We start from the raw sequence: 11,471 nt of genomic DNA on the forward strand, positions 1-11,471 counted from the left end.
GATCCTAGGGTTTTTGGGCTGACTAGCCAAGAATTTTGGGGTATCTGAGAGCAGAACCCTGGGATCTGTACCGGCGTTCTAGCCGTCTTTAGGCTTATCATGCCCTGATTGTTGGCCAATTGCCCACCGGCGGCTTGGCCAGGACGGCCAAAGCAGTACGGCAATCGTGTTGAATCTGAGCTTTTAGCTCGTCGAGAGATGAGAACTTTTGTTCGGGTCGTAGGGCATGGTGCACATAAACCTGAAGGGTCTTGCCATAGAGGTCGCCACTCCAGTTGAGTAAGTGGACTTCAACGGTGGTGGACAGCCCCTCCACTGTCGGTCGGTTGCCAATGTTCATCACCCCCGGGACAAGGGTGTAGGGGGTTTGGGCGCTGCCTTGCACCCAGACGCTATAGACCCCATGGCGGGGTAAATACTTGTCGACTGGCACACTCAGGTTAGCGGTGGGGAACCCCAACCTGCGTCCCAATTGCTGCCCTTTGACCACCCGCCCAGTCAAGCTATAGGGACGCCCCAACAGCGCCTCGACGGTAGACAAATCGCAGGCGTCTAGGGCTTGACGGATGCGGGAACTGCTAATGCGATCGCGACCCAAGCAGGTAATGGGGGCAATGCAGACCTCGACCCCATGGCGAGCCGCCAGAGTTTTAAGGTCATCAACGGTGCCCTGGCGCCGCTTGCCAAAACAAAAGTCTCGCCCCACACTGATCCGGCGTACTTGAAGTTGTTTAACCAGCAGAATGTCAACAAAGGCTTCAGGGGAAAGATCAGCCAATTCCTGGTTAAAGGGCATCAGCACTAACTGGCCAATGCCGAGGCGGCTAATTTGGGCGGCTTTCTCGGTCAAGGGGGTGAGTAAAGGCCGCGATCGCCCCGAGAAAAATTCCTGGGGATGGGGCGAAAAGGTCATCACCGTGGGTACAGGGGTAGCCGAAGTTTGGGATGGCCGAGCAATGCTCATGAGGCGATTGCCCCGATCTTGGCAGCGATGACTAAATCCTTGTAGCGGTCGATCGGGGGGAGGTGAAGAAGCCCCAAGTCCATCGGCGGCCATGGCGGGTAATACCTGACGAATCACCGCTTGGTGACCCAGGTGGACACCATCGAAGTTCCCCAGGGCGATCGCCGTTGGGGTCATAGCTGTTGTCAGAGAAGACGTGATCCACACGCTTTACATTTTTACATACGGCAACCCATCCAGCCTAGGGAAGTGCACTAGAGCTAACCCTCAGGCGTGGCCGCTAGGGAGGGGGTTGGGTGGGTGGTTAAGTCAATCGTGAGCCCTTCTTTGGCCACGATGCTGCTAGGAAAGGCTGCAGCGGCTTGTACAGCGATTTGATCCATAAAGTCGTCATCGTGGCTGGGATCATGGTGAAAAATTACCAGGGTTTTGACATTGGCTGCTTGGGCCACCTTCACCGCTTCTTGCCAGGTGGAATGGCCCCAACCCACTTTGCTGAATTTAGGATCGTAATACTCGGCATCGGTGTAGGTAGAATCGTAAATCAGCACATCGGCATCTTGGGCGAGGGCAACCACATTGGGGTCTAAACGGTTCGGGAAATGCTCGGTATCGGTAATGTAAGCGGCCACATGATCTTGCCAGGTGACTCGGTACCCCACCGCCTCCCCAGGATGGTTCAGCAGGCTATTCTCAACGGTAATGTCTTTCAGGTGAACGGTTTCACCAATTTCAATGTCGCAAAATTTGAGATCGGCCCCCATCACTTGTAGCGGTACAGGAAAGTTGGGATGGAGCATCTGGTCGTTCAGGCGTTGCTCGATGGTAGAGCCATTGGGGGCGATCGCGCCGTAGATGTCAAACCGGTTGCCGGGCACAAAGGCAGGCCCGAAAAAGGGAAATCCCTGGATATGATCCCAGTGGGAATGGGTAAAAAATAGGCTGGCGGCCAACGGCGCCTCGGCCATTAAGGTTATCCCCAGTTCCCGTAGGCCAGTGCCGCCGTCAAAGACCAACCGTTGCCCCCCCACCAACATCTCAATGCAGGAGGTGTTGCCGCCATAGCGGACGGTGTGCGGACCTGGACAGGCAATACTGCCTCGTACGCCCCAAAACCGAACTAAAAATTGCTGATGATGTGGTGCGGCCATGAATGTCAGCGGGTCGGGAAGGACATTGGCAAGGATCGGCGGGACTGGGGACCCAGGTAACTCGATCTAAGCATTTGGCCACCTAGGATTCTTTCATAGTAATGAAGTTTGCCCATTATGATCAGGGTGTAAGCCCCCCTTTCACTGGGTTGAGGGTTACGGGTTATGGGTTGCGGGTTGCGAGTTGCGGTTTACGGCTTTTCCTTACACCGTACACCTTGCACCGTTCACCTGCCCCCTCAGTAAAGGTAGGCCTATTTCTGCCCACTAGTACTAGGGTGCCCAACCAGGGCCTCCCAGTTGCTGATGGTACGCTATTTGGCTGGGATGACGCTGGATATACGGAATCAGCCTTGGAATCGGAGGTAAGTCAGCAGGAGTTGGGATGAGGGGCAATCCCTGGTGGTCGTGGCGCTTAAACCGATGACACTCCGGAGCGGGGATGCCAGGCCGCCAGACTGTCTAAATCGGTGACAGCGGTTAGGTTGTACTGCAATGGGGTGACCGAAATATACCGATCGTTGATCGCTTGGACATCGGTGGGAATGGCGGCTAAGGCTTGACGGACATCCTCTGGCCAACGCTGGGTAGCCAACGGATCCTCCACCTCCTCAATCGCTTCTCCGGCCAGCCAGTAGTAGGTCTTGCCCCGGGGATCAAGCCGCTTTTCAAACAGGTCAAAATAGCGCCGAATGCCCTGGCGGGTCAGGGTTACTCCTTTGATATCGGCTGTTTCCAGGGGCGGTACGTTGACATTGAGCAGCATCGGTTTGGCCATGGGAAACAGGGTGGTATCGGCCAATAAATCGCAGATAAAGTGGGCGGCGGGAGTAAACGTCTGGTGGCTAAAGCTGGTTAAGCTGACAGCGATCGCTGGGATCCCTTCCATCGCTCCTTCCATCGCAGCCGACACCGTGCCCGAGTAGAGCACGTCAGTGCCCAGGTTAGGGCCGTGGTTGATGCCTGAAATCACCACATCGGGGGGCTGATCCACCAAAGCCCCGAGGGCCAGTTTGACACAGTCAGCGGGGGTGCCCGAACAACTCCAGGCTTGGACGGTGGGTGGAAACACCCCCTCGACCATCTCGGCTCGAATTGGTTTGTGCATGGTGAGTCCATGGCCCGTAGCAGATCGCTCCCGGTCGGGGCACACCACCGTCACCTGGTGCTCTGCCGCCGCTAGGGCCGTGGCCAGGGTGCGCATCCCCTGGGCGAAAATGCCGTCGTCGTTACTGACTAGAATGTTCATGACTGTTCCCATGCCGCACTAGACTATATAAAGCTTGAAGACTAGACTTTAATCGTTGCACCCGACATCCCGAATGACCACCGCACCTCCTAGCTTAGAAACTGACTTGATGGCCATGAAGCAGGCGGCCCAAACGGCGATCGCCGGGGCCACCACCCTCGATCAGCTTGAGCAATTGCGCATTAGCTATCTGGGTAAAAAGGGCCAGCTCTCTAAGGTACTGGGGGGCATGGGCAAGCTTTCCGCTGCGGAGCGGCCCCGAATTGGCGCCCTAGCGAATGAGGTTAAAGGGCTGATTCAGGACCAACTAGAGCAGTCAAAGAGCGCCTTAGAAGCGGCCCAAATTGAGGCCCAGCTGGCGGCCGAGACCCTGGATGTGACCATGCCGGGAATTTTTCGGCCCCAAGGGCGCATTCATCCGATCAATAGCATTATTGACCGGATTGTCGATATTTTTGTGGGTCTAGGCTACACCGTCGCCAGCGGCCCAGAGATTGAAACCGACTACTATAACTTCGAGGCCCTTAACTTTTTGCCTGACCATCCGGCCCGGGATATGCAGGATACGCTGTACCTGCCCAACGGCGATCTGATGCGCACCCACACCTCCAACGTCCAGATTCGCTACATGCAAAATCATCAGCCGCCCCTGCGGACGGTGGCCATTGGTCGCTGTTATCGGCGAGATACCGTCGATGCGACCCATGCCGCTGTGTTTCACCAAATCGAATTTTTTGCTGTCGACACCGATATCACCTTTACGGATCTGCGGGGCACTATCAAAGTGTTTTTAGAAGCTCTGTATGGCGATATTCCAGTTCGGTTTCGGCCCAGCTATTTCCCGTTTACAGAGCCCTCTGCCGAGGTGGATGTGCAGTGGCAGGGCAAGTGGCTAGAGATCTTGGGCTGCGGCATGATTGACCCCAATGTGCTGAAAGCGGTGGGCTATGACCCTGAGGTTTATAGCGGGTTTGCCGCAGGCCTGGGTGTTGAGCGCCTAGCCATGGTGCAGCACCAAATTGACGATATCCGGCGACTCTACAACAGCGATCTGAGGTTTTTACGCCAGTTCTAAGGGGGGCGGGGATTCGCTCAAAGCAGCACAAATTCTCTGAAGAGGAGTCAGTAGCCAGGAATGCAGGGCTAGTATGCCACAGCATAACCAATTCTCCCTAACCCTTGCCTCCCTCAGTCAAGAGGGTCATCTATCTGCCAGCCGATGCTAAGCCTTTAACCGGCCAGACAAATGGCACAATCTTAACTGCTATTCGGGGATCCATTGCTTACCCTAAATATAGGGGGTTTGAACCCCACATCTACCTGGGTTACTACCATGTTCCAACGTCTACCCCTCACCCTGTTGGTCGTTCTCCTCACAGCGGCCACAGCGGCCTGCATACCGTACCAAACCGGCCCGAATGACAGCGTCCCCCCGGCCGCTGAAGACACGGCCCCTACCGTGCCTACGACCCCTGATGTCTCTGCGCCGTCACCCCAGGACTTAGACGCTGTGGTTATTCCAGGGGAACGGGTAGGACCCGTTACCGCCAGCACCAGTCGAACAGACTTGGTCAGCCTTTATGGCGAAGACCGGCTGCAAGATGCTCCTGTGCCTATGGGGGAGGGGTTTACCGAGCCCGGTACCGTAGTCGATCTAGGCCCTGACTGGCATTTTTCTGTGGTGTGGCGGGATACCACTCAAACCCAACCGTTGCTGATCAAAGACTTTGGCCCCGGTTGGAGAACCCCGGAAGGGTTGGGGGTGAATGTGCCTTACTCTGCCGTGCAGGAGGCCCTGGGCAACTTCCAACTATATGGTTTCGCCTGGGATTATGGTGGCACCATCGTGCTAGAGAATAGCCAACTGGACCAATACCATGGGCAGTTGTTGCTACGGGTGTCCCCCTCTCTGGAAGCCATGGATACCCATGCCAACGCCTATGAAGCAGTGATGGGCGAAGAACTCTATGCCAGCACCAATGACCATTTCAGTCAGCTGGACATCACGGTTTATGAAATGATTGTCTATTTTGATTAATCGTTAACCCGCCAGCCCGGCTCGATTGGGATACCGGTGCAGTTGGGTCAGGAATCGCTGCATGTCAAAACTGCGGGGATCCATACGGCTGCCAGAGCGGTCGACGGCTTGGTGGGTGGTCATGCGACTGTCGGGGATCGTGGTCTGAGCCATCAGCCAAGCCAGAGAGTCGTACTGGGCCTGGGTGTAGCCACTGTGGCTGCGGCGGTTGTTGAAGCCGTCCCCAGGGGTTTCCAGGGACACGTGGTAAGCAAAGTTATTAACAGAGGGAGGGAAGGCGGGATTCGTATGGGCTGTTTCTACCCCATTGGGACCACTGAACACCGAGTTACCGGCTCCAAAGGCCCGCTTTTCAGGAGGTACGATGTAGTAAATGGTGCCATCTCGGCCAATTAGGCTGTGATAGCTAACTTGGTCTTGGTCCCGGGGATGGTGAGTGCGAAACAGGTTAAGCGCACTCTGGGCACTACCGACGGTTTCATGCAGCACCGTAATAAACTCGTGATGCAGCGGATTGCCGTTCATGTCGGTGGCAAAGCGATCGCCATAGTTGCTGGGATCAGCTAGGGCCGTCACCTGCCGGGGTACGGATTGGGATTGAGCCAGGTAGGTTGCTGGCACTACCTTAAAATCAGTGGGGTTAGGCTCATGGGCTTTGACCGCAGCCAAGCCTGGTCCTCCCACACTATGAATAATGGGTAGCCCAGAAACGGTCACCATGGGCTGGAGCGGCACCGAGGCTTGGGCAGGACGGAGGCTAAGTCCGATTAAACCAACCAATGCAAACCCAAACAGACCAACTATCCAGTGACGCATCACGGTCATGTTTCCCCAAAGTCTTGCAACAAGACGTAAACTTTTTTCCTTTTTAGCGTGAATTGCTCAAAATAGCAGCCCCTTGTCAGCGGGATCACAGAATTCTTGCGAAAGAATCAAAAGAGAAGGGCGAAACATCAAGTCAACGACTGGCTCATTTAACGACTGGCTGATTTGACGGCTGCCGATCTGGGTTATTCTAGCCAGCATTTCAGATGCCCCATTACGATGCCTTCAGGAGGCCCAGCGATCGAGAGCCCGTTTACCGCCCCAGCGGGCCACAATTTCATCGTCGTAACTATCGGCAATGCGAATCACCGTGGTGACAGAGTGATTCAGTTCTAGGCGATCGCAGGTTTCCCCCACCAGGCTGTGTTCAAACACAATGTCATCTTCGGCATCGTAGGCGAAACGACCAAAGTAAATGCCATTATTTTCCCGTAGCAGGTAATAGCTCAGTGCTGGGGTGAGGGTAATATCGGTTACCACATAGGAGCGGGTAGTAATCAACGTTTCGTCGGCATGCCAAGGAATCACCCGGGTAGAGGCCACCGCTGAGCCCAAATTCACAATAAATAGAGGCTCGTCCTCAAATACCACCAGGGCGTCACCAAATAGCTCATGCATCCAGGGCAAGATGCGATGGTAGACGACCTGTTGGCCGGGGGTCTTAAACTCCATGGATAGTTAAAAGGAGAACGGGGCTGATGGACAATGAAATTCCATTCTCTCACTACACCTGGGTAAAACCCAGGCCCAACCAGTCCAACTTCAGAACTTTCTCGGCCACCATGGCCAAAACGGTGATCTCAAACGGTGACTTCTGTGGGGGTCGATGCTTTGGTTTCGTAGTAACGGCAAGCGAAGTAGCCGACGCTATAAATTACTGTGGTGTCGGCGGCCACCCCAGCAATCGCCGCGAACAACGGCAGGGCCGCAGTCAGGCTAAGCCCCGATTTAATCAGCCCTGAACTGCTGGAGGACAACAGCCAAATGGTGAGCACTTCCCCGCGGCGATCGCTGTCATCGGGAGAGTAGCCATAGATGGTAGCGATGCGATAGATCATATTGGCCTGCAGGGCCGCCACAGCGCCAATGTCCACCAGGGTCAACATCAAGGCCAAGGGGGGAGCAAGGTTGGTGGCCAGCCCAACCCCGGCGGCCTTTAGGGTGGTATCGGCCATCACCCGTCGGGCCAGGGCCCGCTGATCGTCAGCCGGGTATTGACGACGCAGATCATCCACCTGCGATCGCACGGCGGCCACATTCACCTGGCCCACCGCCGCCAGCAACCACCTGAGGCCAGGAATGGCCGTGGCATAGCGCACAAACGGTAGGTTCACAATCGGGCTAATCACTTGCCCTACCATGGACGTGGTAGGTTCTAACACTGGCTGTACCGTCGCCACTACCCCATTCGCCAGGTAGGCCGCTCCGTTATCAAACACATTTACTACAGCCTGCATCACCTGGGTGACCGCCTGAAGGCGATCGCGCCAGGCCGCATCAGCGGAGTGATCAGTAGCTGTATCAGTCTGATTAGCGGTATCTGTCCGATCATCACTCACAGCGCACCTCAAAACGTCGGGCAACAGAGCGATGGCCCTGTCAGTACGAGGTTATCAAAAGTTCACTGATCTTGCCCCGCCGCCCGGCTCGGGAATTAATCGCTCGGGCAGCCTGGATCGGGTGAATGGCAAACCCCTGGTAAAGCTGGCGAATAAACTCGCAGTCCGAGTTAGACAGCATCACCGGAATCCCCCGGTCAGCTAACTGGCGAAACACCTGGGCTAGTCGCTGCTGGTCGCTGGCGGTAAACCCATAACGGTTGTAGCTGGTAAAGCTGCTGGTGTCGCTGATCGGGTGATAGGGGGGATCAAAATAGACCAGGTCCCGGCTTGACAGGGGCCAGTGCAGAATCGCTTCAAAGGAAAATTGCTGGATCTCGGCCTGTTGCAGGGCTGCGGCCGCCAGCTGTAGCAAGTTGGGGTCACAAATGGCAGGGCTTTTGTAGCGTCCCACCGGCACATTGAAATGCCCCTGGGAGTTTTCCCGGTAGAGGCCGTTATAACAAGTTTTGTTGAGATAAATTAGCCGGGCCGCCCGCTCTACGGGGTCGACCAAGGTGTGTTGCTGCCGGACTTGATAGTAATAGTCAGGACTATGGCGCTGTTTGTGGCGCTGCAAGCGAGTGATTAAATCGGCGGTGCGATCGCGCACGCACTGATAAACATTCACCAACTCAGGATTGATATCCCCCAGGATGGCCTGGTGGACCTGTCCGGCCAAATGAAAGAAAACCGCCCCGCCTCCCAAGAAAGGCTCGTAGTAGGTGTCAATGGTGGCTGGAAAATAGGGCTGGTACTGGGCCAGCAACCGCCCCTTGCCGCCAGCCCATTTCAAAAAGGGCCGGGCCTGGGGCCGGTTGCTGATGGTTGCCACTGCACAACTGGACTGATGCACTAAGAAAGACGCAGTAAGATCAAATGTACTCTGGACGGAATGCCCCCCACTATAGCAAAGGTGCAGGCAAGTGAGACACCCAAAAGGCACCCCAGCGTGAGTTAGGATGGACATTGGGCCAAACCTTAGCCCTGGCTTCATTGCTGCATCTGAGAAGCGCCGGTCTGTCACTATGAAAGATTTTTTCGATAACGTACTCCGTTACCCCCGTTACTTTATTTCCTTCACCCTCGGCATTTTGTATAGTGCCGTGCAGCCCCTGGTGCCCTTGCTGCAGCGTCCGACTACAGCGGTGGCTTTGATTGGGGCCGTAATTGCCGGGTTTGTGTGTCTCACCCTGACCTTGCGGGCCATGCTAGGGCTAGGGGCTGTCTAGAGTCCTCTAAACCAAGTCCAGCTGAGAATCTGGAATTTCCCTAGGCATAACTCCAGGTCTGGACTTGAATTTGGTTTAGATCATCACAAAACGTACACCATAGGAGCAAGGATCATGGCCAACAGTCGCCGAGTCGAACGGGTGGCATCGTTGATTAAACGAGAAGTTAGCCAGATGCTGCTGGTTGGGATTAAAGATGACCGGGTCGGAGCCGGGATGGTTAGCATCACTGATGTGGCGGTATCAGGGGATTTGCAACATGCCAAAGTCTTTGTCAGCATTTACGGCAGCGATGAGGCCCGGGCCGAAACCATGGCAGGGCTGAAGGCCGCCACGGGCTTTGTGCGCAGTGAACTGGGCCAGCGGTTACGCCTGCGTCGCACTCCCGAAATTTTATTCAAAGAAGACCTGGGGGTGGAGCGGGGCACCCGGGTGCTGTCGCTGATTAACCAACTGAGCCAGGAGCGGCAGGCCAAAGCCGCCCATGGGCTGCCTGCAGATGGCTCTGAGGGCACTGTTGCGGATGACGCTGAGGCGATGCCCTTAGCGGAGGATGATCTGGTGTGACCGGGGTGAGTGCGACGCCATTCCCCAGTCCTGAACACCTGGAGCTGGCCCGCCAGGTGGCGCAGATGGTGGTGGTGCGTACCTCTGGTCACCTATTTGACCACGAAATTGGCTACCCAGCCTGGGAGGCCAATGCCGCTACCCTGGCCCACTATGTGCAGGATCTGGGGGTGGGTGGCATTATTTTTTTGGGGGGCAGTGCCGCTGAAGTCGGGCTGAAAATCCAGCAACTCCAGACCCAGGCGGCTGTGCCGTTACTGATGGCCGCCGATATTGAAGAAGGGGTGGGGCAGCGATTTAGTGGGGCGACGTGGTTTCCGCCGCCTTTGTCCCTGGGGGCGATCGCCGCCACTAATCCCGACCTGGCCCAGCACTATGCCATGGCCCTGGGGGCAGCCACAGCGGAAGAAGCCCTGGCCATTGGTCTGAACTGGATTCTGGCTCCAGTGGTGGATGTCAACAACAATCCCCAAAATCCGGTGATTAATGTCCGGGCCTTTGGCCAAAGCCCTGAGCAGGTGGCCACCCTGGCTCGAGCTTTTATTCAGGGAGCCCAGGGCCATGGGATCCTGACCACCGCTAAACATTTCCCTGGCCACGGCGATACCACCATCGATTCCCACTTAGCCCTGCCACAGCTGGAGCACGATCTGGACCGACTGCACAGGTTAGAACTTGTGCCCTTTGCCGAGGCCATTGCCACCGGGGTGGATGCGGTGATGACCGCCCACCTCAGCATTCCGGCCCTGGATCAGCGCCACCCGGCTACCCTGTCAGCCTCTACCCTCACGGGACTGTTGCGGCAGCAGTTGGGGTTTGAGGGGCTGGTTGTCACCGACGCCCTGGTGATGGGGGCCATTACTCAAGCCTATGGCCCCTATGAAGCGGCGGTGCTGGCGGTGGAAGCTGGGGCCGATGTGTTGCTGATGCCCGCTGACCCAGAAGGGGTGATTCAGGCGGTGACTGAAGCGGTGACCATTGGTCGGATTAGTCGCGATCGCATTGCCGCCTCCCTAGAGCGCATCTGGCGAGCCAAGCAGCGGGTTGCCGGTCGGCTCACCCTGCCCCCCGAATCCTGTCACGCCTGGGAACATGTGCCCCCCCCGCCAGTCCAGCTGGACGCCCTGGCCCAGCCCAAAACCCGACAGTTGGTACGGGATATATTGCAAGCCTCCATGACTGTGGCAGGTACGGTGCCCCCCTGCCCAGGCCAGCAGCCTGGCCACAACCTGGTGATCGTTGACGATGTGGTTCACTGCCGCTTCCTCAGTCGCACAGCGGCGGCCATTACTCTACCCCAGGCCTTTAACTATCAGCTACAACTACTCGATCACCAGGGGTGCCAACGCTGGCCCCAGACCCAGACCCTAGCCCCCAGCCTGGTGCAGTTGTTCATTCGGGGCAACCCTTTTCGTGGCTCAGTCACCATCACTGACCTGGCAACCGCCTGGCTGCAAGCCCTCCACCAGGCCAAGCTGTTACAGGGTGTGGTCATCTATGGCAGTCCCTACGTCCTCGAGCACTGTCGCGCCCAGCTAGGGGAAGACATTCCCTATGGGTTTTCCTACGGACAAATGCCCCTGGCCCAGTCTTTGCTGCTCAAGGCCCTGTTTGCTAACAGCGGAGAGGTTGCTCTCAGCGATAGCGGCTTTACCGATTAGGCGATGTCTACGTCTTGCCTATCCCCAGGGCGGATACCCCGGTCCGCCCCGATGTAATTTAAAGAACGAAAAGCGAAAAGCGAAAAATTTTTCCTTCGGAGACGTTACGCTCCCGGTTCGCTCATTTCTAAGGAGGTTCCTCAGATTCTGGCCCCAGCCGAGTGTAAATACTCACCGGGAAGTTGA

The 11,471-nt window shown here is 56.5% G+C and carries 12 protein-coding genes; 5 read left to right on the forward strand and 7 right to left on the reverse strand.

Features of this window, described 5'->3' with window-relative positions; translation table 11 throughout:
* Positions 1-97 precede the first annotated feature (97 nt).
* From E1H13_RS22400 to surE, 3 genes are all read right to left on the reverse strand, one after another.
* Entirely contained in the window at positions 98-1,171 is a 1,074-nt protein-coding gene (locus E1H13_RS22400; RefSeq protein ID WP_169616875.1) for a bifunctional riboflavin kinase/FAD synthetase, read from the reverse strand.
* Between the two features lie 53 nt (positions 1,172-1,224).
* Positions 1,225-2,115: an MBL fold metallo-hydrolase gene (locus tag E1H13_RS22405; RefSeq protein ID WP_169616877.1), complete on the reverse strand. Its 891-nt coding sequence runs from the start codon at positions 2,113-2,115 to the stop codon at positions 1,225-1,227.
* Between the two features lie 415 nt (positions 2,116-2,530).
* Positions 2,531-3,364 (reverse strand): 5'/3'-nucleotidase SurE, encoded by an 834-nt coding sequence (gene surE, locus E1H13_RS22410; RefSeq protein ID WP_169616879.1) that lies wholly within the window; start codon positions 3,362-3,364, stop codon positions 2,531-2,533.
* A gap of 73 nt (positions 3,365-3,437) precedes the next feature.
* On the opposite strand from surE, the gene pheS reads away from it, so the two are divergent.
* Both pheS and E1H13_RS22420 read left to right on the forward strand, forming a co-directional pair.
* A complete protein-coding gene (gene pheS, locus E1H13_RS22415; RefSeq protein WP_169616881.1) occupies positions 3,438-4,439 on the forward strand; it encodes a phenylalanine--tRNA ligase subunit alpha in 1,002 nt (333 codons plus the stop codon).
* Between the two features lie 258 nt (positions 4,440-4,697).
* Positions 4,698-5,402 (forward strand): hypothetical protein, encoded by a 705-nt coding sequence (locus E1H13_RS22420; RefSeq protein WP_169616883.1) that lies wholly within the window; start codon positions 4,698-4,700, stop codon positions 5,400-5,402.
* A gap of 3 nt (positions 5,403-5,405) precedes the next feature.
* On the opposite strand, the gene E1H13_RS22425 is transcribed toward E1H13_RS22420, so the two are convergent.
* The 4 genes from E1H13_RS22425 to E1H13_RS22440 all read right to left on the reverse strand — a co-directional run bounded on the left by E1H13_RS22425 (position 5,406) and on the right by E1H13_RS22440 (position 8,660).
* Entirely contained in the window at positions 5,406-6,218 is an 813-nt protein-coding gene (locus E1H13_RS22425) for a peptidoglycan recognition family protein (RefSeq protein ID WP_206070863.1), read from the reverse strand.
* 234 nt (positions 6,219-6,452) lie between these two features.
* Complete coding sequence (locus tag E1H13_RS22430) at positions 6,453-6,899, reverse strand: YbjN domain-containing protein (protein WP_169616886.1); 447 nt, start codon at positions 6,897-6,899, stop codon at positions 6,453-6,455.
* Positions 6,900-7,027: 128 nt separating this feature from the next.
* Positions 7,028-7,786: an EcsC family protein gene (locus E1H13_RS27485; RefSeq protein ID WP_347404207.1), complete on the reverse strand. Its 759-nt coding sequence runs from the start codon at positions 7,784-7,786 to the stop codon at positions 7,028-7,030.
* A gap of 40 nt (positions 7,787-7,826) precedes the next feature.
* Positions 7,827-8,660 (reverse strand): DNA adenine methylase, encoded by an 834-nt coding sequence (locus E1H13_RS22440; protein WP_347404208.1) that lies wholly within the window; start codon positions 8,658-8,660, stop codon positions 7,827-7,829.
* A gap of 193 nt (positions 8,661-8,853) precedes the next feature.
* On the opposite strand from E1H13_RS22440, the gene E1H13_RS22445 reads away from it, so the two are divergent.
* The 3 genes from E1H13_RS22445 (at position 8,854) to E1H13_RS22455 (ending at position 11,285) form a co-directional block, all read left to right on the forward strand.
* Positions 8,854-9,057, forward strand: a complete 204-nt coding sequence (locus E1H13_RS22445) for a DUF751 family protein (protein ID WP_169616890.1) — start codon at positions 8,854-8,856, stop codon at positions 9,055-9,057.
* A 114-nt stretch (positions 9,058-9,171) separates the two neighbouring features.
* Positions 9,172-9,624 (forward strand): 30S ribosome-binding factor RbfA, encoded by a 453-nt coding sequence (gene rbfA, locus E1H13_RS22450; RefSeq protein ID WP_169616892.1) that lies wholly within the window; start codon positions 9,172-9,174, stop codon positions 9,622-9,624.
* Positions 9,621-11,285, forward strand: a complete 1,665-nt coding sequence (locus E1H13_RS22455) for a glycoside hydrolase family 3 N-terminal domain-containing protein (RefSeq protein ID WP_347404209.1) — start codon at positions 9,621-9,623, stop codon at positions 11,283-11,285. Before rbfA ends, E1H13_RS22455 begins: the two co-directional genes overlap by 4 nt.
* Positions 11,286-11,471 lie beyond the last annotated feature (186 nt).

The organism is Nodosilinea sp. P-1105 (assembly GCF_012911975.1).
Taxonomy (GTDB): domain Bacteria; phylum Cyanobacteriota; class Cyanobacteriia; order Phormidesmidales; family Phormidesmidaceae; genus Nodosilinea.

Excerpts from the sequence above, each read along its gene's own strand:
- E1H13_RS22420 (WP_169616883.1), top strand. The coding sequence starts at position 4,698 with ATGTTCCAACGTCTACCCCTCACCCTGTTGGTCGTTCTCCTCACAGCG.
- E1H13_RS22430 (WP_169616886.1), bottom strand. The coding sequence starts at position 6,899 with ATGGAGTTTAAGACCCCCGGCCAACAGGTCGTCTACCATCGCATCTTG.
- rbfA (WP_169616892.1), top strand. The coding sequence starts at position 9,172 with ATGGCCAACAGTCGCCGAGTCGAACGGGTGGCATCGTTGATTAAACGA.
- E1H13_RS22405 (WP_169616877.1), bottom strand. The coding sequence starts at position 2,115 with ATGGCCGCACCACATCATCAGCAATTTTTAGTTCGGTTTTGGGGCGTA.
- E1H13_RS22445 (WP_169616890.1), top strand. The coding sequence starts at position 8,854 with ATGAAAGATTTTTTCGATAACGTACTCCGTTACCCCCGTTACTTTATT.
- E1H13_RS22425 (WP_206070863.1), bottom strand. The coding sequence starts at position 6,218 with ATGCGTCACTGGATAGTTGGTCTGTTTGGGTTTGCATTGGTTGGTTTA.
- surE (WP_169616879.1), bottom strand. The coding sequence starts at position 3,364 with ATGAACATTCTAGTCAGTAACGACGACGGCATTTTCGCCCAGGGGATG.
- pheS (WP_169616881.1), top strand. The coding sequence starts at position 3,438 with ATGACCACCGCACCTCCTAGCTTAGAAACTGACTTGATGGCCATGAAG.